Source organism: Legionella septentrionalis (assembly GCF_003989745.1).
Lineage (GTDB): Bacteria > Pseudomonadota > Gammaproteobacteria > Legionellales > Legionellaceae > Legionella_A > Legionella_A septentrionalis.
Map to the genome: position 1 here is coordinate 22,630 of NZ_RZGS01000004.1, position 25,743 is coordinate 48,372.

A 25,743-nucleotide genomic window follows, 5' to 3' on the forward strand; every position below is an offset into this window, starting at 1 on the left:
TGCAGTCGTATCATTCACTAAAATTAGCCAATGCAAATCCGCCATTTAAGATTTGCTGCTTGATGATAGCAATATCCGGTGCAAAATAGCGATCGTTTTCATATGGGTCAACATGATTCCTGACTTTTTGATATACTTTTTGCAATTTTGGAGACGTGGTTAAAGGAGTGTGAAACTCCAAACCTTGGCAAGCAGCTAACAATTCTATGGCAAGAATGGTGGCGGTGTTATCAACCATGTGTTGCAGACGGAGTGCTGCACTGGTCGCCATCGATACGATGTCTTCCTGATTTGCTGAAGTAGGCAAGCTGTCCACGGAGTGTGGGTGTGCCAATGCTTTATTATCGCTGGCGCATGCCGCCGCGGTCACATGCGCAATCATAAATCCTGAATTTAAACCACTTTCCTTCACTAAAAAAGCTGGTAAGCCGCTGAAATTTTTATCAATGAGCAAAGCGATGCGCCGCTCCGAATTTGCGCCCATTTCTGCAATAGCCAGAGCCAAATTATCAGCAGCCATCGCAATGATTTCACCGTGAAAATTCCCTCCAGACAAGACTTCCCCCTCCTCGGCAAATACCAGAGGATTATCGGAGACAGCATTGACTTCTGCCTGTAATGTCTGCCCAACAAACTGCATTTGGTGCAACACAGCACCCATAATTTGCGGCTGACAACGCAAAGAATAAGGGTCTTGCACGCGTGAACAGTGGCGATGTGATTCGCGGATCTCGCTTTTGCTCAATAATTCGCGATACATTGCCGCCACATCGCATTGTGCCTGATGGCCGCGCACAACCTGGATACGAGCATCAAAAGGGACATCGCTCCCGCTTGCAGCATCAACAGACAAAGATCCGGCCAATACAGCCGCTTCAAATAACCACTCGCTCTTGAAAAAAGCATGCATGCATATAGCTGCCGAAACCTGCAAACCGTTAATCAAAGCCAACCCTTCTTTAGGGGCCAACTCCAATGGCTGCAACCCTGCAATTTGCAAACCCTTCAATGCGCTGATTTGCTCCCCTTGATGCCGCACTTCGCCTTCTCCCAACAAAGGTAACGACAAATGCGCTAAAGGAGCCAGATCGCCCGAAGCGCCAACTGAGCCTTTACTGGGAATACATGGATATACTTCTGCATTGTAGAGCGTACATAAGGCAGCGATCAGCGTCTTGCGAACCCCTGAATAACCTTGCGCAAGGCTATTTATTTTTAGTAATAAAATCAGGGCGACAATTTCGTCTGATAATAATTCACCACTACCGCATGCATGTGAAAGGATTAAATTACGCTGCAGCTTTTGCAATTTATCGGCAGAAATGGCTGTCGTTGCTAACGAGCCAAAACCCGTATTGATACCGTAAACGGTTTTTTTCTCATTAACAATTTCGCGTATGGCCATCTCCGCTGCAGCTATATTCACCCAACAAGCTTCATCTAAAATGCAAAGTTTATGCGCGGCAACTGCTTGTTTTAACTCTTGCAAACTCAAAGCCCCTGGCGTTAATATCCATTCATTTGTCATGATTGGCTCCGCTTAATTCTTCCATGGGAAGCCACAAATGATGTTCGGCTGCACAGTGTTTGGCTAATGCATACCCTGCATCGGCATGGCGCATAACCCCTGTAGCCGGATCATTATGCAATACACGGGCTAATCTTGCCGCCGCTTTTTCTGTACCATCGGCAACTATAACGACGCCTGCATGTTGAGAAAATCCCATTCCTACACCACCACCGTGATGGATACTTACCCAGGTGGCACCGCTGGCACAATTTAACAAGGCATTTAAAAATGGCCAATCCGACACCGCATCACTGCCATCCAACATGCCTTCTGTTTCACGATTGGGGCTAGCCACTGAACCCGAATCCAAATGATCCCTGCCGATTACAAGCGGAGCTTTTACTTGACCCGATTTGACTAAATCATTAAATGCCAAAGCCAGTCTGGCTCTGTCTTGCAAACCTACCCAACAAATTCTTGCCGGTAAACCTTGAAAAGCTATCCTGCTTTGTGCCATATCCAACCAACGGTGTAAATGCTCATCATCTGGAATTAATTCTTTCACCACCCGATCGGTAATATGGATATCTTCTGGATCGCCCGATAAGGCAACCCAACGGAATGGACCTATCCCCTCACAGAAAAGCGGCCGGATGTATGCAGATACAAATCCGGGGAAAGAAAAAGCGTCTTTAACACCGGCTTCAAAAGCCATTTGGCGAATATTATTGCCATAATCAAACACGGGAATTTTACATTGCTGAAAGCCAAGCATGGCTTGAACTTGAATGGCCATGGATTCCTTCGCCGCACGCACTACTTCCTCGGGATTGCTTTTTCTTAATGCAATCGCTTTCTCCAACGTCCACCCACGTGGCAAATAACCGTTTAGCGGATCATGCGCACTGGTTTGATCAGTGACCATATCAGGCCATATGCCGCGCCTTAGTAATTCTGGATAAATGTCTGCAGCATTGCCTAATAATCCTACCGATAAGGGTTGCTTTTTTTGGCAAGCTCCTTCAATCCAGCTCAATGCTTCTTCCAAATTATCAGTGCTTTTATCCAGGTAGCGCGTGTGCAGGCGTTTTTCGATACGAGCTGGATCACATTCGACAGCCAGCATACTCGCACCGGCTATCGTGGCCGCCAATGGCTGCGCGCCGCCCATGCCACCCAAGCCAGCCGTTAAAATCCAACGCCCGTGCAAATCACCTTGATAATGTGTTTTTCCAGCCGCTACAAAGGTTTCATGCGTACCTTGGACAATGCCTTGCGAGCCTATGTAAATCCAGCTGCCTGCAGTCATTTGCCCATACATCATCAAACCTTTTTTATCCAGTTCATTGAAGTGTTCCCAGGTAGCCCAATGCGGAACCAGGTTTGAATTGGCAATCAATACACGGGGGGCATCTTCATGCGTTCGAAAAACCCCCACTGGCTTACCGGATTGTATTAATAAAGTTTCATCCGCTTGCAAAGCTTTAAGTACGTCAACAATCTGGTCAAAGCATTCCCAGTTGCGCGCCGCACGGCCTATTCCACCGTAAACAACCAGTGAAGCAGGATCTTCTGCGACCTCCGGGTCCAAATTGTTACACAACATGCGCAATGGCGCTTCGGTCAGCCAGGTTTTAGTTTGCAATTGAGGGCCGCGGTTGGCACGGATATGCCGCTTGGTATCGATGCGTGTGGTCATTCGTTCTCCTTGTGCACACGAGCAAAATAAATCCATCTACGAAGAGCGGGATATACTAGAGAAAAAAATTATTGTAGGGAAGCGAACCTGTATTTATTTCTTAAAAAGAACATTGGGCACGATGTCTGTTAGATCATTTTTATCCCCGCAAATTGCTGCAGAACGGCAGCCATCTGTAAAAATAATTCTCATTATGGTATACTGGGCGCATTTCACATTCATGTAGTATTGTTGTGCGAAACGGACAAGTAAGTCATCCTTCTTCCTTAAAAATTTTCTTTGCAACTGAAATGTGGGAACGCTACGGTTTTTATATTGTGCAAACCTTGCTTGCCCTTTATCTCGTTATGTACTTTGGTTGGGAAGATGATCGGGTATATCCACTGGTGGGATCTTTTACTGCCCTGACCTATCTTTCGCCTGTCATAGGCGGCTGGATTGCTGATCACCTTTTGGGACAAAAACGCAGCATCATGCTGGGGGCTGGTATTTTATTTTGCAGCTACCTTTCATTGAGCTTCCTAACCTCCGCTTCCGGGCTGACTTTATCCCTGGCAGGTATTGCCGTGGGTACGGGATTGTTAAAACCCAATATTTCCTCTCTACTCGGAAATGAATATCCGGTGGGCTCACCAAACCGTGAACGAGGTTTTACTATTTTTTACATGGGCATCACCACTGGCATCATTTTAGGCTCAACCCTGCCCAGCTATATTCAATCTTATTTCGGCTGGTCAGCTTCGTTCTTGAGCTCCACCATCGGCATGTTGATTGCCGCTTATACTTTCGCCTATGGCGTCCGCCATTACGGCATAAAAGATTACTCGGATTATCCTTTAACGTTTAAAAATGTGTTGTATGCAAGCCTGTTAATTTTATTCATGTGGCAAGGCGCTTTTTATATTCTCAAAAACCCTAAATTAGCTGACGCCTTATTTACTATTATTGGCTTGCTGTCACTAGGGTATTTAATCTTAACCATCTCGCAAGAATCAAAATTACAAGCCAGACAAACTCTTATCATCGGGCTACTCTGTTTGATTTCAGTTATGTTCTGGGCATTTTATTTTCAAATGTTCTTGTCATTAACACTGTTTTTAAAACGCGTGGTACAACCCACATTGTTTGGCATGCCTTTTCCTCCACCTTATTTTGTAGCAGTGCAAAGTTTGGGAATGATTGTCTTTGGACTCTTTTTGGCCCGTAGTCAAAAACAAACGACACTATCTCAATACAGCATTCGCGTTGGAAATAAATTCCTGCTAGCCATGTTGTTTATGGTGGCAGCTTACCTGCTAATCACGATGGTTTGCCGGTTTAATATTGGCATTGCTCTGCTTTCTCCTTTATTCTTCATTCCTGCCTATTTGTTAATATCCATGGCAGAGTTATTATTATCGCCGGTCGGCTTATCAGCCATCACCATATTGTCTTGCCACAAGAAAGTAAGCACCATGATGGGTATTTTCTTTGTTTCCCTAGGTTTGGGTGGATTTTTATCTGGCAAACTGGCTGCCATCACAGCCATATCCAAAGGTGAGTTGGATCGATTATCCAATCTGGAGTTAAAAGTTCATTACGCGGCAACATTTAGTGAATTGTTATATATTTTATTAGGCGCGACAATAATCTGTTTTGCCTTAAACCGGATTATAAAATTTTTACTGACAGCACCCAACTATTCTTGTACTACCGGGCAAGAGACGATTATTCCTAGTTAACAAGCTTGTTACTTATTCATAATGGAGCGGGCAGATAGGAGAGGTTTTGTGTCATGAACAAATTACTGTTATTATCCACCCCCTTTATTACATGATTTATAAGATTTATATTTATGTCTGATACACATCCGCTTTTAAATACACTGAAAAACTTATTGGATGATATCCAAGCCAGCGATATTACCGTGATAGACGTCAGAGAACAAACCACAATCACCGACTATATGGTTGTCTGTTCGGGCCGGTCTTCACGCCATGTGAAATCAATAGCTGAACGCATTATGGAAGGCATGAAAGAGGCAGGGTTGCCGGCGTTAAGCAATAATGGCTTGGAGAGTGGTGATTGGGTTTTGGTTGATTTTGGTGATTTTGTGGTGCACGTCATGCAGCCTGAATCCAGGGCCTTTTATAATTTAGAAGGGTTGTGGCAAGAAAACTCTTAATCATGTTCAAAATTACCCTGGTTACTCTTGGCAATAAAATGCCTCTCTGGGTTCAGCAAGGCATGCAGGAATATGCCAAACGTCTGCAAGATGGCATACAATTAAGCCTCATAGAAATTCCGTTAATCCGTCGCGGCAAATCTGCAGATTTATCCCGGATTTTAGAAAAAGAAATGGCATTGATGAGTGCAGCCATCCCTGCCGGCGCCCGGCTCATTGCCCTGGACATGAAAGGCGAAATGTTCAGCAGTGAAGGGTTGGCAGCAAAATTAGCCCAGTTACAACAAGTCAACAGCCATGTATGTGTCTTAATCGGCGGCCCGGAAGGACTTTCGTCGCAGCTAATCAAACGCAGCCACGAACAATGGTCTTTATCCAAACTCACCCTGCCGCATCCATTGGCACGTATTGTCTTCATTGAAGCCATTTATCGAGCCTGGTGCATATTGCACCATCACCCTTATCATAAATAAGATTTTTTAACCCCCAGGCAGCGCACGTTTGCGAAGCCTGGGAGAAAGGCGCTTAAAGCGGCGATCCATATTGCGGCGGATGCTGATATTCATTATCAGATGATGTAGTAAAATTGGCTACTAAATCCACTCCTGTTTTGAAGCCCCTGGTTAAAATGGAGATCGCGCCCAGTAATGGTGAAACTGCGGCGACAAGCAACGAAATAGTGCATAGCAATAAATTCAACGGAATTTCCAGTATTTTGCTGCCAGCTTCCATAACTTCTTGTTTGGCGTCATATAAATCGCCCTCAGAATAAGCCATTGTTGTGCATCTGATACTATTTATTAAGTGGCCTAAAATTTCCGGGATTAATGTTAACGTTTCCAGGAAAAGTTTAACTGCTTCAAGACTTATCCTAATTGGATAATATACGGGGGCGGCCAAGTAAAAAAACGCTTCTCTCGGTCCTTTGTAAGGTGTCCAAAAAAAATTTCTCATATCATTGGAAAAACTCATAATGTATCCTCTCTTGTGTATAATTAAATTACTAAATGTCGCGACTCCTTGTCTTTCCCGGCAGCACGATCCACCATGTGGATTAATCAAAAGATCGATAAATTTGTAGGTATCAAAAGAACCTTGCATACTCAACTTGCTTATATTTCATTCTCTTTAAATTTGCAGCAAACGAGTGTACCAACTGTACAAATTAAAGTCAATCAGTTAAAAGAAGAAAAAGGTAAACCGCAGCCTGGGAAATTCAGCAATTTCAAATGCTCTTATGTTTGCCAATTTCTTTAATCAATCGGCAGATGCTTACCGCACTGTGGGATTAGCGGTCGAATATTCTTCGCATTTAAGCTAAACTATGCCGGCCTTTTTCCCCTGCCCATTTATAGTGTGAAGATGCATTTTAATACATCCATGAAAATTGATCGTTCTGCCGAATTGCAACGTTTCCGACTAAGCTTGCTGGTCGCCTTGCTTATCATTTTCTCCCTGGGGCTCATATTGCGTCTTGCCTATTTACAATTTTCACAGTTCAAACGCTATGCCACATTGTCTTTGAAAAATCAAATGAGCATCATCCCCATTGCTCCTCCTCGCGGCATTATATTGGATAAAAACGGAATTATTCTCGCGGATAATATTCCCGTTTATGCCTTAGAAATTATCCCGGAACACGTAAAAGACCTGGAAAAAACCCTGCATAAATTAAAAAAGCTGCTGCCATCCATAACGGATGAGGAAATTGAAGATTTTCACCGTGCCAGACGTCAAAATCGCTCGTATGTTCCGATTCCTTTTAAAATGCGCTTAACGCAGGAAGAAGTGGCAACTTTCGCCAGCAATCAATACCGTTTTCCCGGAGTGAGCATCAAGGCGCGACTGATGCGCTATTACCCCTTCAAAGAAGCCATGGCGCATGTGCTTGGATATGTCAGCCGTATCAATATTCAGGAACTGCAGCAAGTCGACAGTACCAACTATCGAGCCACCAATTTTATCGGTAAAACCGGAATTGAAAAATATTACGAGGATACGCTGCATGGACGCGTTGGTTACCAGCAAGTCGAAACAGACGTAAGCGGGCGGGTTTTACGGGTGCTTAGCAAACAACCTCCTGTTTCAGGCGAGAAAATTTACCTGACCATTGACTCACGTTTACAACTTGCTGCCTTTAATGCCCTGGAAGGCAAACGCGGGGCGGTGGTAGCCATGAGCGTGAAAAATGGCGATATCCTCGCCATGGTAAGCTCCCCCAGCTATGATCCCAATCTTTTCGTAAAGGGTATTAGCGATAAAGAATACCATCACCTGGTGCATGCGCCGAATAAACCTCTTTATAACCGTGCGGTACGCGGTCTTTATCCACCTGCCTCCACGGTCAAACCTTTTGTAGCCATTGCAGGATTGGAAAAGGGTATCATTACTCCTCATACAAAAATTTATGATCCAGGTTGGTACAGACTCCCTGGGGTCAGCCATAAATATCGCGACTGGAAACGTACGGGACATGGCGTAATCAACTTAAAGCGGGCGATTACTGTATCTTGTGATACTTACTTTTACCAATTAGGCAATAAAATCGGCATAACGGCGATTGAAGATATGCTGGTGCAGTTTGGTTTTGGGCAATCAACCCATGTTGATTTGCATGAAGAAGCTCCGGGAATTGTACCAAGCCCCAGCTGGAAACGCAGCAGTAAAGGCCATGCCTGGTATCCGGGCGATACTTTAATCACCTCAATTGGGCAAGGATTTATGCTGGCCTCTCCCCTGCAAATGGCGAATGCTACCGCAGCACTCAGCCAACATGGCCGCCGCTTCAGACCTCATTTGCTCAGCAAATCCGTGCAGGATCGCGGTACAGTTCATGAGTATAAAGCTCTTGAAGAATACCCGGTGCAATTGAAAGACGATACATATTGGACAATAGTGGCCGAAGCCATGCAAAACGTCATTAAAAGCAATGAAGGCACAGGCTATCGTTTCGGACGTGACACCCCCTATACTGTTGCTGCCAAAACAGGAACAGCGCAAGTTTTTAGTGGCAGCCAGTATGAGAAAAAAGCATACGCTGAGATTCCCGAGACCTTGCGCGATCATTCCCTGTTCATCGCTTTTGCACCGGTGGAAAAACCAGAAATCGCCATCGCCGTGCTGGTGGAAAATGATTTTGTCGCTTCCTTTGTGGCGCGCAAGGTGATCGATACCTATTTTGATTTAAATAAAATGAACTTAACACCATGAAAATCAGTCAAACCAGACCTATTTACCGGTTTACACCCAAATCCTTACACATTGATTTCCCTTTGCTGGGTTTGTTGGGATTATTGATCGTGCTGGGGCTTTTGATCCTTTACAGTGCATCCAATCAAAATATGAGCATGGTTTTGCGCCAAATCCTGCGGCTAGTTTTAGCCTCAGGAGTCATGCTGGTTTTTGCCTTCATACCCCCCCACAAATACAAATTGTGGGCGCCGTGGATTTATGGCATAGGCTTGACATTACTCATCGCGGTCATGGTCATAGGAAAAATCGGCAAGGGCGCACAGCGCTGGCTGGATTTGGGATTTTTCCGCTTTCAACCCTCTGAAATCATGAAACTGGCAGTGCCCATGATGGCAGCCTGGTATTTTGACCGCAAATCTTTTCCTTTGGATTTAAAATCTTTACTGGTAGCGGCACTCATTATTTTCTTCCCGGCCCTGTTGATAGCAAAACAACCAGACTTAGGCACGGCACTCATGGTGGTTGCCGCAGGATTGTGTGTGATATTCCTGGCCGGTATTTCCATGCGTCTTATTTTATTCATCTTGCTAGGATTAACCGCAGTGCTGCCATTGCTATGGCATGTTTTGCACGATTACCAGAAACAACGCATCATTACCTTCCTAAACCCGGAAAATGATCCATTAGGAACTGGCTATCACATCATTCAATCGAAAATCGCTATTGGCTCCGGCGGCGCCTTTGGCAAGGGCTGGCTAGCAGGCAGTCAGTCTCATTTAAATTTTTTACCCGAGCACGCTACGGATTTCATCTTTGCTGTAAGCGGTGAAGAATTTGGCTTCATTGGCAGCGTGGTGCTAATCATTTTCGTGGTATTAATTTCTTTGCGCGGTTTGCATATCGCCAGGGAAGCGCAAACCAACTTTACTCGTCTGCTCGCGGCAAGCCTGGCCATGACTTTTTTTATCTCTGCTTTTGTAAATATGGGTATGGTCATGGGCATTTTACCCGTTGTTGGAATTCCTTTGCCTTTGGTGAGCTATGGCGGGACTGCTATGGTTACCTTTTTAGCTGCCTTCGGTATACTGATGTCGATTAGCTCGCACCGGATTCTCTTCAATAGCATGAAAATTCATTAGCTTAAGGCCAGTGCCGCCGCAACACGAGTGAAATTCTTGCGGTGAATCTGACAAGGGCCAAGCTCTTGCAAGGCTTTATGGTGCAATGCTGTTGCATATCCTTTATGAGCCGCAAAGCCATAACCTGGGTACAGCTCATCCATTTTTTCCATTTCCTCGTCGCGGTAAACTTTAGCCAAAATAGACGCCGCCCCAATATCTGGAACCAGTAAGTCACCTTTCACAATGGCATAACAAGGTATCGCTACCGCCGGTCTGTGCAGACCATCAATTAAAATCTTGTCGGGCGAAATAGATAACGCGTCAATGGCTCTTTTCATGGCCAGCAAAGACGCATAATGAATATTCAGCGCATCGATTTCCTCCACTTCGGCACGCCCATAGGCAAAAGCAATAGCATGCTCTTTGATGAGTGCCGCTAATTTCTTGCGCTTTACAGGAGTTAACAACTTTGAGTCGGTAACACCTTCTATTTTTGACTCCAAAATGACTGCAGCAGCAACCACAGGACCTGCTAAAGGGCCCCTCCCTACTTCATCAACGCCCGCTACATGCATGCTAACTCCAAATAACCCGGTCGATAACGGCCCTCGATCATACGGGTTTTTGCACAATTTTCCAGAGCATGCTTTTTATTTTATGCTCTATCTATATAAGCATTGCCGAAAATGACAACAAACGCACTCAATTTGTCCAATAAATCAGCAATGCCAGATATTTACTGAGCTATTTGCAAAATATTGTCTGAAATAAATATTCAGAAGCGAACTAAACAGCATCAGTTAAGATTTAGAATTATGCTGGTGACACAATTAAGGTGACCGTGTCTGTATAGATGCCTGCAGGAGCCCCAACGATTTGGGCATTAGTAAAACGAATAGAAAAATTAGCATTTGGGGTCCCGCTGCAGGTTAATGAGGAACCATTGCCTCCTGTTTGTTGCGTCGTTTTTACCCCCGAATTAAGGGAAAGCGTTTGCGTTGGCGCCGAAGTTGGGCTCCAAAAAGCATCGTAGCTGATAAAATTAGAACCATTAGCCACGCGGAATACCCCGGAGGCAGCATTGGTACTTATCGCGGTAATATAATAACTGCCCAAGGGATTGATTGTATTGGTATAAATACAAGCAGTCGTCGCGCCAGTAACGGGATTGCTAAAATCAGCAGGAGCCAAGACGATATCGCTAAGGCCGCTGATTTGCACTAAGCCCGGAATGATTACCGACACCGTCGTGGTTGATGGATTCGCTGCATACAGTAAACTTGGCAGAATAAAATATCCATAAGCCGCAATGCAAAAAAGAAAGCGTTGGTTTGCCCTTATCATGTTTATGTTGGAGTAATTAAAAGGGTCACCACATCCGTATAAGTAGCTGCCGGCGCACCTTGCACTTGAGATGAGCTAAAACTGATATTGAAATTGGCATTGGCACTGCCGCCACAAGTTAATGACACGGCACTACCCCCTGTTTGCTGGGCTGTCTTTGTTCCTGAGGTAAGTGCTGTGGTTTGGGAGGCAGCCGAAGAATTATTCCAGTAAGCAGAATAAACAATATAATCCGTACCGCTGTCCTTCACTCTAAAATCAGTTCCAGACGTATTTTGGCTGGTGGCGGTGACATAATAACTACCCAAAGGCGATGCTACATTACTGTAGATGCAAGCGGTCGTACTGCCTGTTGCCGGGAACGCCGTGGTGGAGCCCAGAGTGATATCACTTAACCCGGTAATTTGTACCAATGCAGGGATGGTTATGGAAACATTGACTGTTCCTGTTGAAGTTGTTCCCAAGGTGCCTTGAGTTGCTGCAAAAATCCATGAGGGAAAAACAAATACGATGACCTTTAAAAGTGGGCGCATAATATTCTCCATGTGAAACACCATCTTAATTTATCAACAATAGCTTATATTATGTAGTAGAGATTATCTTTTTTGCATGTTATTCTTTCCAATTTAGCATAGGATTTTCTGTAACCTATATGATATATAAGCGTTTTTTATTAACATTGCTGTGGTGGCTATCCTTTGGCGTACATGCAGATATCGGTGTGAGCCCTATTGTTGTTGACTTGATGGGCAAGGATGCCGATGCGGAAATAGCTGTAAAAAATTTTGACACAAAACATAATGCCTATGTTGAAATAACTCCATACCACTTACCCAATCCTGCCCATCATTCTGCACCCAAAAAGCGGGCGCACCATCCCGGGCAAGACGGATTACTCGTGTTCCCGGCCAAATTAGTCCTCTTGCCAGGCCAAACTCAATTTGTCCGGGTGGTTAAAACAGCGAACACATTAACATCGGATAAAGTCTATGAAATAGATTTTATCCCCAAGGTTGCCACTCATCTTATCAATAAAACACCCTAACGGTTTTGCCCTTGGGATCCGCGTGATTGTTGGCTACGGGGCTCGTGTAATTTTACGCCCTGACTCCCCTGCCCCATCTATTTCCATAAAACGAATTCATAATGAACTGATTATTAAAAACACAGGCAACACGGCTGTAAATATAACATCCTGCACCCAGCAAATTTCCAATAAAAAGATGGAAATTCCATTACCGGCGTACACTCTTTTTGCAGGACAAACCATAAAAAGGGAATTGCCGCGTTTAACGCAAGTTACTTTACACGCTGCATTGATGGGTAAGCCACTTGGCCCGTTTTATACTGATTAATGAACTCGTTTTTTAAAATAAAGTTACTTATCTTCTTTCTCTATCTAGCAAGTTTCTGCTCGGCTGTCCTAGGCAAAACAACGTTTATCGATTCTCCTCCTCCTGGCTTTGAAATGGTTCGCATGAGCCAGCACTTGCGCGTATCGATATTATTTATGCATCAACATATTGGATTTTTTTACATCAACATCCATGACGGGCAGCTGAAATTTCATTCGCCTGAGCAATTGCTGGCGCAACTGACAGGCATCAAAAATAAAAAAGAAGTATTACGGTTATTAAAACAATCCTTTCCATTAAATATAGAATGCTACCCAAATGATATGGCCAGTTTGCCCTTTTCTTGTGAGATTTTAAAAAAAGAACCCGTTTACATTATTTACAACCCCAAAGAAGCAGTTTACTTGTACCTGGCAGCTTCGTATTTTAAAAAACCTAAAAGAAATGACACCATCGAGTTCCTACCTCCCTCGACTGCAAACTGGTCTTATTTGAATAAACTGGGAGCAGCAGGTTCTTTCAGTAATGATAATCCACTTTTTGCCTCACAAATTTATCCGTCAACGCCCAATTATTATAATCTTTACTCGAATAACGTATGGGCTTACAAAAATAGCAGCATCATAGGTAATATTTCCCAGAATAATGGCATTAATAATGGCCAACGTTTTCAAATTCAAAACTTTTATGCCCAACACTTTGCACGCGATAAAATTTATATGGGTGGCTACATCACCAACCCTACTTCCCCTTTTTTTCAAACGCAGATTATTGCAGGCGCTGCCATCAAAACCACTTTGGAAACAGTGAGGAATGCCGAAGACATTATGGCAACACCTTTGGTAATTTTTGTGCCACAAGCTTCACAAGTGGATATTTTCAAAAATGAACAATTAATTTTTTCTCAATATCTTGAGGCGGGGTATCAACACATTAACACAGGAAATTTTCCAGAGGGAGGTTATGAATTAACAATAAAAATAGGTCCAAGCAACATCATACGCCGTTTTTTTAGCAAAGGATCTTCTTTACCCCCTGCTTATGCTCCCCAATTTTATGTCATTGGTGGATATTTAACCAATGGAATGATTTTAAATCATAATGCTTATGATTTCCTGCCCGGAATACTGGATATTCCAGTGCTCCAGGCAGGCATAAATAAAAGAATCGGTGAGCGAGTAGCCTTTCTAAGTGATATTTTATTAAATTCTCATCAAGGTTTAATGGATTTTGGGCCGACTTTTTTTTGGGGAGATTCATTCATTAAAACAGCAGGGCTTATTACCACAAAGAACAACTATGGTATGTACACCATGCTAAATACTCAGAAGAATCGCTTTAATATCAATTTGATTGCGACAAAAATTTTCTATCAAAAAAAGAATCCTTATTATTTCTTTCTCAATAATTTAATTGATAATGACTCTATTTCAATCAGTTATAGATTGTCCGAACATGACTTGTTAGGTATACAGGCGAATTATAATAAAAGCCTTGATCAACCTGATACTTACAATTCCGGAGCTTTTTATCAACGCCAAATAGGACATTATAAAGGCATGGGATTTTTCTTTAATGCAGCCTACAATAAGGCAATTTACATGGGTGATGCCTATAGCCTGAGCTTAAGCATGAATTTTAGTGAAGGACGGTTTGCTGGAACCGAGTCACTGCTATGGCAAGGTCAAAAGAAGGATTCATTATCCAATAACCAACTCGCTTTGCCAGTTGCAGTCCAGGGAAATACCGTGTATTCGCAGCAAAATGAACAGGGACTTGGCTATTCTTTCAATGAAATCCATACCGTTTCACCTACTGTATCTTCGTTAGCAGGTACTTATAATTATACTGCCCGGCAAGGTTTTGCAGCAACGTATGTTAATTATAATCAAATTAAGGGCGAAGGACGCTTTGTAGGATATGGAGGGAATCTGGAGACGGAAATTGCAGCAACGCAGGATAGCCTTCATCTCAATGGTGTCGACAGAGGAAATACAGCAGGGATTATTGTAGAAGTTAAGACGAGCAACGTTTCTGATAAATTGTCTAAATTTGCTTTATTGGATGCCAATAATCGAAAAATTGCCCAGCTTTCTCTAAATGAAAAAGTTTTTGTTTCGCTCCCAGGTTTTACCGATCAAAATTACACCCTAACCAATATCTCACAAACAGCTTACTTTATCGAAGAGCCAACGCGCCATATCACTCTATATCCGGGAAACGTAGATCATTATGTATGGAGAGTCGAAAAACGCGTGATTGTGATTGGACGGATCATTAGCAAAGACGGAGAGTATCCGTTGGCGAATACATGGATTTATGAAGGAAAGAATGGCATTTTTAGCGACGATGAAGGTAATTTTCAATTGGAATTGACGCAAGACACCAAAATTCTAATGGCCGGGGAATCATGCCGGATTAATTTACCTGCGCTCGCTGTAGATAAAGCTTACCTATATCTTGGAGAAATACGGTGTTCCTAGCCAAGCTTCGAAATTTATGCGGTTTGTTTTTTTTAATTTTATTTTTTCATCATGCCAAAGCTTATGATTTAACGGGTGTTAACGCGACTTTTAATTTTGGTACAGTAGCTCCTCCCTTTCCAGATTTAACCCTAACGGACAGCAGTATTTGCGTGGGGTATATTCTGCTGCTTGAACCAAGCAATTATTATGTCAGAGCCACGAGCAGCGGCAGTTCATCCACTGCATTCCAACTAACGAATACAAGCAATAGTACTTATAAATTGAATTACACAGTTGCCTGGGCTGGCTCTTCCGGAGGCTCCCCTACGTTTGTTTCCCTCGCTTCGGGGCAGAATTCACCGTCCACCTTCCCTGCTCAACTTCTTGGCTCCCTCACTTGCCTCCTTCTCCCTAACAATGCCACTTTGCAGCTTAAACTTCCTGGAGCAAGCCAAGTTTTGGCGAAACAAGGAACTTATACGGATACCTTGACGATTTTAATTGTTGCATCTTAATTTTATGTAGAAACCACATCCCCCGATGCAAATATCCCACTCATTTATTCACCTATAATTAAATAAGATGGAATTATAGGGAGATAGTCATGAGGTATGCCAAGTTAAGTCCGCTGGCCTTTGGTCTGGCTTTGGGTATTTTATGGGGTTTATCCATGCTCATCATGGGACTAATCGCCTATTTTTTTAATTACGGTGATTTATTTGTTACTTCAATGGGCACGTTATACCTTGGATATAACGCGACCATAATGGGCAGCATAATAGGAGGTGTGATTGGTTTTATCGATGCGTTTATTGGTGGCTTGATAGTGGCTTGGCTATATAACTTATTTGTTCGCTAACTGCTCCTGTAACCTGGGTGCTTTTAAGAAAAATGCACCCATTAGGAAAATAAGGTATACGGCTCCGCTGCTTGCACAAAAGAAGCCAAAAATCAGATTGCTATGGCCAAGATAGAAATAATTCGCCACTTCAATCCCCAATCCTTGAATGCACATGGCAATCATGGTCATCAAAGCCGAAGTTGTGCCTTTGGCAATAGGAGTGGAAAAAAGAATCAAGCGATCCAAAGGCGCCGTACTTACGCCTAAGCCAAAAAAGTAAAGGATGAGGCCAGGCATCAGCCAGACAAAATAATCGGAAGTAAGCGTGGGAATGAATAGCACTAACCCTAAGCTTACGCTTGTAATAGCAGAGCCTATCAGTAGAATTTTTCGCACAGAGTAACGATGCGTTAAATAGCGCAGAAACCAATTGCCTAAAATGGATGCACTAAATAGAGGGATCTGCCATACTCCGTATTGAATGACCGAAAGCTTGGCATCTACTACCAATATGACAGGAGCTAAGGCAATCCATGCGATGCAAGGTAAGCCTAAGAGGCCTAAGCTTAGCGAACCTAATAAAAAGCTGCGATTTAACAGTAAATTTTTATAATTAGCCATAATAATACGGGGTGATAAAGGCACCCTCTTAATTTCTTGCCCGTCACGTTTTACTTGCCCGACTGGTTCAGGCATGAAGCGATACAATCCCCACAAGGCGATGAGTGCAAATCCTGCAATAGTCACAAAGATAAAGCGCCAATTGAAATAATGAATGAATACAGCCCCCAAAAGAGGACCTATCAAAGGAGCCAGGATGGATACATTGGCCATGATAGCAATCAGTCTGATTGCATCCATTTCTGCAAAAATTTCCTGCAGGGTGGCATAACCAATAACCCCGATGAAACAAAGCCCCATCCCTTGGAAAAAGCGGGCAGCCAAAAATTGATCCAATGATTGGGAGGAAGCAATAAATATGCTACAGCATAAAAACCACACTGCCCCAAAAATCATAACCGGCCTGCGGCCAAACCGATCGGAAAGAGGGCCTAACAACAATTGCAAACTTGCTCCGCCCAGAACATACGCAGTAAGCGATGTAGCGACTGCCGACTCTGGGCCGTGAAACGATTGCACCACCTTAATCATGCCCGGCATGATCATATCGTTGGCGATGTAGGTGAGGAATTCATAGAGAACTAAAAAGCACGCAAAAACCAAAGCTTGTTTACGTGTGATGTGGATTAAAGGCTTGCTCATAAATTTATAAATAATCAAAAAGTTTTATTTTCATGCACTATTGTATGGATAAACTACTGCAATTGAAAGCTTGGCCAGACCAGGTGACTTGATGCATTGATATAAATGTTGAAAAATATTTCGCTTTTGCACGCGGCATTCGTTTATTCCAGCCTGTAAGTCCGCTTAAACTGAGGACTAAGCAGAAGAAAATAGAATTAAGATAAGATTGGTAACTTACTCAGTCTTCATTGGCTGATAAATTTAAGGTGTGCAATTCTACCCGATAAGCAGATTGCTTTCCATAAAACAAATCGCTGACTGCATAGCCAACTACAGCCGCCAGCACATTGTTAATGTAAAGGAGTGGGATTTGCGCCCGTTGCCATGCCGGCACTCGCCATTGTTGCCACAATTTTTTCAGTTGCTTCGTTTGCCCATGCCAGCGGATTTCTTCCCCACCTCTGCGAAAGCGGATCTCAACCAAGCTTCCTGCAGGAACTTGCAAGCCATCAGCAACAGGGATAGCGGCAAGATAACGGGTTTGGTCAGACAAAAAGTGCGTCTCCGGGAAATTAGTCCATCCCATTTCTACCAGTTCCGCTAAAACTGCTTTTTGCAAAAAGAGCGTGTGCCGGTATCGTCCTATTTTTATCTCTCCCCAATGAAGACAGGGTTTAGCATCTTCCTTGGCGCGGATCACTTCGTGCAGCAAGCGCTGAAACATATGGGTTGATGGCAAGCGAACCCGGTTATTTTTAAGCCAGACACGCAGCACGTTAATCAGTCGCGCGTCACTCAATGCTTGCAAGGAAGTCAGGGAAAGACTATTGCTATTTTCTTGTAGTTCAGGGCAGTCGAGATAAGCCAAGGCTTGCAAATTTTTTCCAGCTTGTTGGCAGTGGTAAGCACTGCGTGCAAGATTACTTACTGCATTCGGCCATCGCGCTTGAATAAGCGGCATGACTTTATGACGTAAATAATTCCGAGAAAACATTGGATTTTCATTGCTTTCATCTTCAATCCACACCAATTGCTGAGCAGCCGCATAAACTTCCAGTGCTGCACGCGCATCATTTAAAAAAGGGCGCAACAGTACACCTTTGCCAAAAGAAGTTATGAATTGCATGGCGGCCAAACCGTCAACTCCTGCACCGCGCAGCAATTGCAGCAATAATGTTTCAGCTTGATCATTTTGATGATGGCCAAGCAGCAATGCTTCTTCATCATTTATCAGCGTGGAGAAAAATTTATAACGCGCAACCCTGGCCAATTCCTCGACGTTGCTCGAGGCTTTTAAATTTACGCGATGCACCGTAAGCGGGATATGAAAAGAATTGCATATTTTCCGGCAATGATTTTCCCAATCATCTGCATAAACACTAAGGCCATGGTGAACATGGACGGCACAGACTTTTTGGTGGAGTAAAGGCTGCATTGCCACGTGGTGGAGTAAAACGGTGGAATCCAAACCGCCGCTAAAGCCGACAAACAACCGCCGATATTCGGCAAGCCGGGCAAGCCATGCATCCGTCAATAAAGTATTAGTCACAAGCTCCCATCGCCATAAATTTTTTATAGCGCTGCTCCAGCAATTCATCCAGAGACAAATTTTTCAGCATACGCAATTCTTTCGCAAGAACGCCTTTTAAATCGGTCATCATTTTCACTACATCACGGTGTGCACCACCCAAAGGCTCCGCAATTACGCCATCCACTAATTTATTGTCATAAATTTTCTCAGCGGTGATGCCCATTGCCCGCGCCGCTTCACTGGCTTTAGCCGGATCTTTCCACAAAATAGAGGCACAGCCTTCCGGGGAAATAACCGAATAGATGGCATATTGCAACATCAAGACCCGATCGCCAACGCCAATCGCCAACGCACCGCCAGAACCTGCCTCACCGGTCACAACACAAAGAATTTGTGTTCTGAGTTTGGACATTTCTAAAAGATTGCGCGCAATGGCTTCGGATTGATTCCGTTCCTCGGCTCCTATCCCTGGATAAGCACCTGCGGTATCAATAAAAGTAAATACAGGCAATTTGAACTTCTCAGCCATTTTCATTAGCCGCAATGCCTTACGGTATTCTTCAGGCCGGGCCATGCCGAAATTACGATAAACTTTTTCTTTAGTACGCTTTCCCTTTTGATGCCCTAAAACCATGACAGGTTCACCTTGAAAACGCGCTAATCCACCAATAATTGCGGGCGCAGCAGAATAATGGCGATCGCCGTGCAATTCTTGGAAATCTGTAAAAAGGTGTTCGACGTAATCCGTAGTTTGCGGCCGCATGGGGTGGCGCGCCATTTGCGCGACCTGCCAAGGCTCAAGGTGGGCAAATATATGAGCCGTTAATTCCTCACATTTGGCTTCGAGGCGTGCAATTTCTTCAGTCAAATTAAGTTCGGTATCATCGCCAACCATGCGCAATGCCTGAATCTTTTGATTCAACTCTTCAATAGGTTGTTCAAAATCAAGAAATTGTCGACTCATTCGGTACCTATAAAAAAATATATTATCTTGTAATGCATAATCTGATTGCAGATGATGCACTTCCCGCAACTTAATCCGCTTACGAAAAATTTATTTGGGACCGCAATATGTGGGACGCATACTGCCCGCACATCGTTTACCCATTATTTCGCGGCTTTCTAATTGCAGCACGCGACTGGTTTGCGCGCTTTCAGATTTAATAGCTGATTTGCAAACACAGTCTTATACGTTAAAATACTGCCCGCAAAGTATAACCATAACCGCTGCTTGATGCTAGATAATTACTCACCTTCGCGAGACAATCTTGTCCTTATCCTTATTTAAATCATTTAAGCCTTCTACTTCCCATGAGTTGATCCTTGGCGAAAACCGCGTGGATATTTGGCAATACTCCCTGCAAGATGAACTCCCTCATGGCGAAGCACTGCTCAGTGCAAGCGAGCAAGAGCGGGCGCAACGTTTTATTTTTTCCCACCATCGCCGCCGTTTTATTACTGCCCATGCCCTGTTAAGGCTCATTCTGGCGCGCTATTTAGATTTAAGCCCCCAAGAAATCGAATTTTCTTCAGGCTCTTATGGTAAACCGCATTTACCAAATTCTCCTTTGCAATTTAACTTAAGCCATTCGCAAGACATGGCTCTATTGGCGGTTGGAAAAAACTATCCTGTGGGCATTGATTTGGAATTTTTTTCCCCCCGCTCCTATCATGGTATTGGCCAACAACTTTTTTCCGATAGGGAAAATTATGCTTTGCAGCAGCTGCCGACCCTGTTAAAACCATTGGGCTTTTTCAATATTTGGGCCCAGAAGGAATCTTTAATCAAAGCCTGCGGGCGCGGCCTTGGGTATCCTACCAAAACCATTGATTTACCTATTCTGCCTGCCGGCAAACAAATCATTCACGACCCTTTATACCAGCAAACCTGGCAGTTGATTGCCTTTATGCCGCACATCATCTGCTGTGCAGCGCTGTGCTGCGATCCCGGCATTGAAGAAATCCGCTATATAAAACTTACTGATGCCAAATTTTAGCTTAAAGTTAAGCTTTGTTATAATCAGCCACTCGTATCGGTTGAACTTGCTGTGAGCAGTACATGAAACAATTGAGTGCCACCCAAATCAAATTATTGGAACTTATGCACGATGGAAGCTGCCACAGCGGTAATAATTTGGGGGCAGAGCTTGGCCTCTCGCGCACAGCTATTTGGAAACAAATCAAAGGATTAATAGAACTTGGCGCCCCCATGCAAACACTCCCCCAGCAAGGATATCGTTTAACGATGCCTGTCCTATTGTTAAACGAAGAGGAAATTCGCCAAGAATTGCTTAATAATCAATGTAGTTTACCATTTAATTTTAATTTATTTGCCACACTCGATTCCACTAACCGTTTCTTGAAAGAATTACCGGGAAGCGCTTGCATAGAAATTTGCTGCGCAGAAAAACAAACTGCGGGGAGAGGCCGCTTCGGACGTTCATGGCATTCTCCCTTTGCACAAAACATTTATTGCTCCCTGCGTTGGCACTTTGACTGCGATATTTCCCAACTCTCCGGTTTGAGTTTGGTAGTCAGCCTGGCTGTACTTGAAACTTTACAAAAACTTGACATTGGCGGGGTGCAAATCAAATGGCCGAATGACTTATTATGGGACGGTAAAAAATTATGCGGATGTTTAATCGAAATCAATGCGGAGAGCAATGGTGGAGCGGAAGTTGTGATTGGCATTGGCTTAAATAGCAACTCAACCGCAGAGGAAGCAATCGACATTCCCTGGTGTTCACTCCATGATATGACAAAACAATACTTTAATCGCAACCAAATCATTGGGCAAATGATTGTAACTCTGACGCGTTATTTGCAGGAATTTACCCGCCAAGGATTTGCAGTTTTCAGGGAAAGCTGGGAACAAGCGGATTATTTACAAAATAAAATGATTCGCGTTCTGCACCCGCTAGGACCTATGTATGGACAGGCACAAGGAGTGAATGAAAGCGGGCAGTTGATTTTATGGTCTGAAGGGGAAATCCATTATTTATCATCAGGAGATACATCATTGCACGTTGAGTGAGGAGGGAAGCCCCGGACACGGTCCGGAGCTAAATGCACAGAGTGGAATTAAACATTGCCATCAGCATCGCCTGATTCACTGCCCTGTTCACCACCTTGCTTTTCTTGTTGAATTCGTAAATAAATCTCTTCACGATGCACAGAAACATCCTTGGGTGCATTAATGCCTAAACGCACTTGGTTTCCTTTTACTCCCAACACAGTAATATTTACATCATCACCAATAATTAACGTTTCACCAATACGGCGAGTCAAAATCAACATAAAATAAATCTCCCTAACAAGCCGCCACCTTATCTTCCATAGAACTTCCATGGTGCGTTCGGTAGCATCATATTGCACAAATAACAATCAGAAAGTAAATTGCTGACTGATATTTTACAGCAGGATTCTTAACATAATATTAAGAGTTAAAAAATTACCATATTCTTGTGTCAGCTATCACGCCTCACGTGAATATAACCCTTGTATGTAAACTCATACTTACTCGTTCAGGCTACTTATTAAGCTGACTTATTTTTGCCCGAATAGAGCATATTTAGCTAGCTTTGCCAGCATTAAACTTTACAGCTAATACGGTTATTGGTAAGTAAGAAATTATCATTCCAATGAATCCATCGAGATGACCCAGACCTACTAATATCGCAATAGGCAACAACCACAATATATTAATCACCAAAACCGCTAAAGTGACCAATAAATGGCTGTGATATCGACGAGAGGCATGTTGGTAGGCATGACTACGATGTGCTTGATAAAGCTTATCACCTTGCATGAAGCGACGCAATAAAGTTATGGTTGCATCAACAATAAAAATTCCTAATAAAATTAACCAGCTCCAAAAAAAATCAGGTCTTATCATCGCTCCTTGTAAAGACAAAATACCCAAGGTGATGCCTAAAAATCCGCTGCCTGCATCCCCCATGAAGATACGTGCAGGCGGAAAATTCCAACATAAAAATCCAGCCACAGCAGCACTTAACAATAAAGGCAAGATTATGTGGCCAGCTTCACCAGCAAGCCAATATACGAGTGATATGCCTACACAAACCGAACAAACCTCGATGCTGGCCAAGCCATCTATTCCATCCATGAAGTTGTACAAATTAATAAGCCAAACCAGATACAAAAGCGCTACAACATTCAACGCAGCTCCCACGGGCACTCCACATCCTAAAATGTAAATAGGGGGAAACCCGCCAAGATAATACAAAACAAACCCAGCGGCTGCCAAATGGCCTAATAAACGCCATGTGGCAGGCAGTGATGCCTTGTCATCCAAGAAACCCAACAGGGCAATCAATAGACCTGCACCCAGTAAAGGAGCGGCTAAAAAAATTGAAGTCAATTTTAAATAGATTAAAACAGGTAAAATCAGAGTGAAGCCAAGAACGAATGCCACCCCTCCTCCCCGCGGTGTCGGATGAGCATGGGAACTGCGATGATTCGGGATATCCATAATATTTTTAGCCAGAGCATAACGGCGTAAAAATCCGGTGAGAGACAGCGACGAGATAAAAACCGCAAGATACAGGAAAATCATTCTTTATTTTCCACTTTCATTCTGGGTAATAAATACGCTAAATACCGCTTGCCGCCTTCGACCAAGGTTTTAACTTTTGCGCTCAATGGGTGTTTGCGATCAAACAGCAATTTTAAAAAATTGCAGCCAACAAATGTCATTTCGGTAAGCAAACAGCGGAAACGGTTTAAGTGTTTGTAGCGCCTCATGGTTTGTGTGATTTGTTCCGAGATGCCATCGATTGAACAAGTTTTTCTTCTGGAATTAATCAAGGACAAAAGCTCAGTGCCGACTAACTGGCTAAATTGATGCTGGGAAAATAAATCAGACTCAATCAAATCGGCGTAAGTGTTATCCGCCAATTGCTGCAAAAAATCAAAGTCTTTTAATTTTTTCAAGACGTCCGCCAAATTGGAAAAATCTTTCTCCAGAACAATATAGTGAATATCCGGTTGGCATACCTGGCTGTATTCCCCAGGAAACATAATCATCGGGGTTTTCGTAGCGGCAGCTTCAAATACCCGCGGCGAAACCGCATTATACATAATTTTGCCATCATAAGGCTGTAAGACTCGCGCATAGACTTCGTGAAAATCCGCTTGTTTATGACGTCTTAGGTAGTGATTCGTCTTGTTACGAATTGCATCGTCGAAATCCCAAATGCTGGCGCCGCTCTCAGTGCCTAACACAGCTTTGGATGACATCAAAAGCTTAAGCCAGTCTTGGCCATACACCCGGGCTGATTCTTTGGTGCTGATATCAAGTTTAAGCTTATGCTTTGTATTTTCTACGCGCTTTAAAAATTCTGCGGCAATCATTTCTTTTTCATGCGCCAAAGAACCTAACCAATATTCGCATCGCCTGCCGCGGTAGGATACATCAATAAGCCGCCGGTGAATGGGAGGCGATGTCATGGTTTTCATAGCATCCGAAACATACCCGGTCAAAACCGTCACTTTTTTCAGCGCCGACAAACGGGGATCGGGATACGCCAGCTGCACCATGTCTTGCTTGACTAAAGTAAACAATATATGAAAACCAAGTTTGAACATAAATTCCTGAACCTGATTAACCTTCTGGTATTCATCTTGTAAAAAAAGGAATTTTATGCCGGTATATGCCGCCAGGCATTTTTTTAAGCCCATGGATAAATAATAATGGTTGTAAGGCTTTATCGAATAATGCACCCCAATGGCATCAAAAGAAGACAAGTCTAATTTATCGATGGTCTTGCAAGTTAATGGATTAACAAGGTGCCAATTGATGCGCGCATCGCTGGTAATGGCTTGAATATGATCCCGTACAGCCTGGGTATGATGAGTGATATCAGCCAGAAACAAAATATCAGGTTTTTCCATTATTCGGCACCTTTTCTTGGCAAAGGACGCACCACGCGGTAAAAAGAGCGCACTACATAACGAATAGCTGCTTTAGGCCGTAAAACACCCTTGATCAATAAACGGATCCCCTCGGGCATTTTTTGATAAATACGCAGCCCAGTTTTATAAAATCTGCTTTTTAGTGAAATATAACGCATAGCAGCCTGATATTGCCCCTCCTCGTAAGCTTCCACTATTTTTTTATGGCGAAGCTTAAATTCCTGCCGAATAATTTCATCAACCTTATTAATAAACGTGCGGTAGCTATAAGCTGGATTTAGGGCAATTTCCTGAAAAGCGGTATCGGCCATGGTTTGTAAATAATCATCGTTACGAATGCAGGCCAAAACAGCTTCGATGTTACTGAAATCTTTTTTAAGTGAAATATAATGCCGGCCCGGCACAAGAATATTAGAATATTCTCCTTCATACAGCACTAAAACGGTTTTCAAGGCGATTGCTTCAAAACACCGCGGCGAAATTTGATTTAATTTATATTGGCCTTCATGCCTGCGTAAAAATTTTTCCTGCACGACGTGAAAAGGCTCATTGGGATGAGTCAATTGGTGAAAATCGATATTTTTTTCCAGCTCACCGGTAAAATCCATGACACTGGCACCACTTTCAACGCCCAGAGTAGTCTTGCATGCAGATAAAAATTTAATCCAATCTTTACCGTAAATCCGCTCGCGTTCATTAAACGAAACATCGGCAGTCAAATCAGCACGATTTGCATGGGTCAGCCATTTTTCGACAATATTCCATTTTTCATATGCCAACTCGCCATACCAAAAAGGTAACTTTCTGCCGCGGTAACCTACGTGAATAGGCCGCTCCTTTATAGGGATTTGCTCTGCTAAAGTCGTTAATCGTTCAGGTATGTATCCGGTTAAATTATTATATTTCGCTACATTGGGTAATTGCTCCGGGCTGTAGATGCGACCCATTTCTTCCTCAGGGAAGCAAGTAAATAGCACATCTATTTTTAAAAAAGCCAATTCAGCGACCATCTTGTTAATTTGGCGGTATTCATCTTGTACAAAAACGATTTTTAACCCTTGATAATCCCTCAATCTTTTCTTTGCAGACAGGGAAAGATAATAATCGTTAAGAAGGCAAATTGAATAATGAATAATAACCGCATCAAACCGGTTTAAATCCAATTTTGGGGATAACTCACCCAAGTTTGAGCATAACCAAATACGATGCGCTGAGTAATGTTCAATAGCCTCAATGTGATCAACAATAGTGTTGGCATCTTGGCCTACAGGAGGCTTATTACATAATAAAAGAATATTTAACATAATTTCACAACAATAATAAAACGTTTAGTATGTCGGTA

At 43.2% G+C, this 25,743-nt stretch carries 26 protein-coding genes; 13 read left to right on the forward strand and 13 right to left on the reverse strand.

Annotated features, from left to right (window positions below):
- Window positions 1-10 precede the first annotated feature (10 nt).
- Window positions 11-1,528 carry a histidine ammonia-lyase gene (gene hutH, locus ELY11_RS02640; RefSeq protein WP_127032474.1) on the reverse strand — a complete coding sequence of 506 codons (1,518 nt, stop codon included), beginning with the start codon at window positions 1,526-1,528 and terminating at the stop codon, window positions 11-13.
- The gene (gene hutU, locus ELY11_RS02645) at window positions 1,518-3,209 is read right to left on the reverse strand and encodes a urocanate hydratase (RefSeq protein ID WP_127032475.1); all 1,692 of its coding nucleotides are present in this window, start codon (window positions 3,207-3,209) and stop codon (window positions 1,518-1,520) included. The genes hutH and hutU overlap by 11 nt, the downstream gene beginning before the upstream one ends.
- A gap of 233 nt (window positions 3,210-3,442) precedes the next feature.
- On the opposite strand from hutU, the gene ELY11_RS02650 reads away from it, so the two are divergent.
- From ELY11_RS02650 to rlmH, 3 genes are all read left to right on the forward strand, one after another.
- Complete coding sequence (locus tag ELY11_RS02650; RefSeq protein WP_126954580.1) at window positions 3,443-4,930, forward strand: peptide MFS transporter; 1,488 nt, start codon at window positions 3,443-3,445, stop codon at window positions 4,928-4,930.
- 113 nt (window positions 4,931-5,043) lie between these two features.
- A complete protein-coding gene (gene rsfS / locus ELY11_RS02655; RefSeq protein ID WP_126954579.1) occupies window positions 5,044-5,373 on the forward strand; it encodes a ribosome silencing factor in 330 nt (109 codons plus the stop codon).
- Window positions 5,374-5,375: 2 nt separating this feature from the next.
- Window positions 5,376-5,846 carry a 23S rRNA (pseudouridine(1915)-N(3))-methyltransferase RlmH gene (gene rlmH / locus ELY11_RS02660; protein WP_127032476.1) on the forward strand — a complete coding sequence of 157 codons (471 nt, stop codon included), beginning with the start codon at window positions 5,376-5,378 and terminating at the stop codon, window positions 5,844-5,846.
- 52 nt (window positions 5,847-5,898) lie between these two features.
- Here rlmH and ELY11_RS02665 read toward each other — a convergent pair whose 3' ends face one another.
- Window positions 5,899-6,345 (reverse strand): hypothetical protein, encoded by a 447-nt coding sequence (locus ELY11_RS02665; RefSeq protein WP_127032477.1) that lies wholly within the window; start codon window positions 6,343-6,345, stop codon window positions 5,899-5,901.
- A gap of 75 nt (window positions 6,346-6,420) precedes the next feature.
- Between ELY11_RS02665 and ELY11_RS12375 the strand changes: the two genes are divergently transcribed.
- The 3 genes from ELY11_RS12375 (at window position 6,421) to rodA (ending at window position 9,704) form a co-directional block, all read left to right on the forward strand.
- Complete coding sequence (locus ELY11_RS12375) at window positions 6,421-6,630, forward strand: hypothetical protein (RefSeq protein ID WP_127032478.1); 210 nt, start codon at window positions 6,421-6,423, stop codon at window positions 6,628-6,630.
- A 105-nt stretch (window positions 6,631-6,735) separates the two neighbouring features.
- Complete coding sequence (gene mrdA, locus ELY11_RS02675; RefSeq protein ID WP_126954576.1) at window positions 6,736-8,583, forward strand: penicillin-binding protein 2; 1,848 nt, start codon at window positions 6,736-6,738, stop codon at window positions 8,581-8,583.
- Window positions 8,580-9,704, forward strand: a complete 1,125-nt coding sequence (gene rodA, locus ELY11_RS02680; protein WP_127032479.1) for a rod shape-determining protein RodA — start codon at window positions 8,580-8,582, stop codon at window positions 9,702-9,704. The genes mrdA and rodA overlap by 4 nt, the downstream gene beginning before the upstream one ends.
- On the opposite strand, the gene rnhB is transcribed toward rodA, so the two are convergent.
- The 3 genes from rnhB to ELY11_RS02695 all read right to left on the reverse strand — a co-directional run bounded on the left by rnhB (window position 9,701) and on the right by ELY11_RS02695 (window position 11,575).
- Window positions 9,701-10,261, reverse strand: a complete 561-nt coding sequence (gene rnhB / locus ELY11_RS02685) for a ribonuclease HII (protein WP_126954574.1) — start codon at window positions 10,259-10,261, stop codon at window positions 9,701-9,703. The genes rodA and rnhB overlap by 4 nt on opposite strands.
- A gap of 238 nt (window positions 10,262-10,499) precedes the next feature.
- Window positions 10,500-11,030, reverse strand: a complete 531-nt coding sequence (locus ELY11_RS02690) for a hypothetical protein (protein WP_127032480.1) — start codon at window positions 11,028-11,030, stop codon at window positions 10,500-10,502.
- Window positions 11,031-11,032: 2 nt separating this feature from the next.
- Window positions 11,033-11,575 carry a hypothetical protein gene (locus ELY11_RS02695; protein WP_126953116.1) on the reverse strand — a complete coding sequence of 181 codons (543 nt, stop codon included), beginning with the start codon at window positions 11,573-11,575 and terminating at the stop codon, window positions 11,033-11,035.
- A 107-nt stretch (window positions 11,576-11,682) separates the two neighbouring features.
- Between ELY11_RS02695 and ELY11_RS02700 the strand changes: the two genes are divergently transcribed.
- From ELY11_RS02700 to ELY11_RS02720, 5 genes are all read left to right on the forward strand, one after another.
- Window positions 11,683-12,075 carry a fimbrial biogenesis chaperone gene (locus ELY11_RS02700; protein ID WP_126953115.1) on the forward strand — a complete coding sequence of 131 codons (393 nt, stop codon included), beginning with the start codon at window positions 11,683-11,685 and terminating at the stop codon, window positions 12,073-12,075.
- Between the two features lie 22 nt (window positions 12,076-12,097).
- Entirely contained in the window at window positions 12,098-12,385 is a 288-nt protein-coding gene (locus ELY11_RS02705) for a hypothetical protein (protein WP_127032481.1), read from the forward strand.
- A gap of 155 nt (window positions 12,386-12,540) precedes the next feature.
- Entirely contained in the window at window positions 12,541-14,868 is a 2,328-nt protein-coding gene (locus tag ELY11_RS02710) for a TcfC E-set like domain-containing protein (protein WP_158615163.1), read from the forward strand.
- Window positions 14,859-15,365 carry a hypothetical protein gene (locus ELY11_RS02715; RefSeq protein ID WP_127032483.1) on the forward strand — a complete coding sequence of 169 codons (507 nt, stop codon included), beginning with the start codon at window positions 14,859-14,861 and terminating at the stop codon, window positions 15,363-15,365. The genes ELY11_RS02710 and ELY11_RS02715 overlap by 10 nt, the downstream gene beginning before the upstream one ends.
- A gap of 89 nt (window positions 15,366-15,454) precedes the next feature.
- Entirely contained in the window at window positions 15,455-15,709 is a 255-nt protein-coding gene (locus ELY11_RS02720; RefSeq protein WP_127032484.1) for a bacteriophage holin, read from the forward strand.
- Here ELY11_RS02720 and ELY11_RS02725 read toward each other — a convergent pair.
- The 3 genes from ELY11_RS02725 to ELY11_RS02735 form a co-directional block, all read right to left on the reverse strand.
- Entirely contained in the window at window positions 15,695-16,954 is a 1,260-nt protein-coding gene (locus ELY11_RS02725; protein WP_126953109.1) for an MFS transporter, read from the reverse strand. The two genes, ELY11_RS02720 and ELY11_RS02725, sit on opposite strands and share 15 nt — an antisense overlap.
- Before the next feature lie 220 nt (window positions 16,955-17,174).
- Window positions 17,175-18,485, reverse strand: a complete 1,311-nt coding sequence (gene tilS / locus ELY11_RS02730) for a tRNA lysidine(34) synthetase TilS (protein ID WP_199741509.1) — start codon at window positions 18,483-18,485, stop codon at window positions 17,175-17,177.
- Window positions 18,478-19,431 (reverse strand): acetyl-CoA carboxylase carboxyltransferase subunit alpha, encoded by a 954-nt coding sequence (locus ELY11_RS02735; RefSeq protein WP_126953107.1) that lies wholly within the window; start codon window positions 19,429-19,431, stop codon window positions 18,478-18,480. The genes tilS and ELY11_RS02735 overlap by 8 nt, the downstream gene beginning before the upstream one ends.
- A 304-nt stretch (window positions 19,432-19,735) precedes the next feature.
- On the opposite strand from ELY11_RS02735, the gene ELY11_RS02740 reads away from it, so the two are divergent.
- Window positions 19,736-20,464: a 4'-phosphopantetheinyl transferase family protein gene (locus ELY11_RS02740; protein WP_233579594.1), complete on the forward strand. Its 729-nt coding sequence runs from the start codon at window positions 19,736-19,738 to the stop codon at window positions 20,462-20,464.
- A 62-nt stretch (window positions 20,465-20,526) separates the two neighbouring features.
- Entirely contained in the window at window positions 20,527-21,501 is a 975-nt protein-coding gene (locus tag ELY11_RS02745) for a biotin--[acetyl-CoA-carboxylase] ligase (RefSeq protein WP_127032486.1), read from the forward strand.
- A gap of 47 nt (window positions 21,502-21,548) precedes the next feature.
- Here the strand turns inward: ELY11_RS02745 and csrA are convergent, their stop codons facing one another.
- The 4 genes from csrA to ELY11_RS02765 form a co-directional block, all read right to left on the reverse strand.
- Entirely contained in the window at window positions 21,549-21,764 is a 216-nt protein-coding gene (csrA, locus tag ELY11_RS02750; RefSeq protein WP_126953105.1) for a carbon storage regulator CsrA, read from the reverse strand.
- Between the two features lie 274 nt (window positions 21,765-22,038).
- Window positions 22,039-23,043 (reverse strand): MraY family glycosyltransferase, encoded by a 1,005-nt coding sequence (locus ELY11_RS02755; RefSeq protein WP_127032487.1) that lies wholly within the window; start codon window positions 23,041-23,043, stop codon window positions 22,039-22,041.
- Window positions 23,040-24,380 carry a hypothetical protein gene (locus ELY11_RS02760; protein ID WP_127032488.1) on the reverse strand — a complete coding sequence of 447 codons (1,341 nt, stop codon included), beginning with the start codon at window positions 24,378-24,380 and terminating at the stop codon, window positions 23,040-23,042. The genes ELY11_RS02755 and ELY11_RS02760 overlap by 4 nt, the downstream gene beginning before the upstream one ends.
- On the reverse strand, window positions 24,380-25,705 hold the full coding sequence (locus ELY11_RS02765; protein ID WP_126953102.1) for a hypothetical protein: 1,326 nt from the start codon (window positions 25,703-25,705) through the stop codon (window positions 24,380-24,382). Before ELY11_RS02765 ends, ELY11_RS02760 begins: the two co-directional genes overlap by 1 nt.
- Window positions 25,706-25,743: the final 38 nt, after the last annotated feature.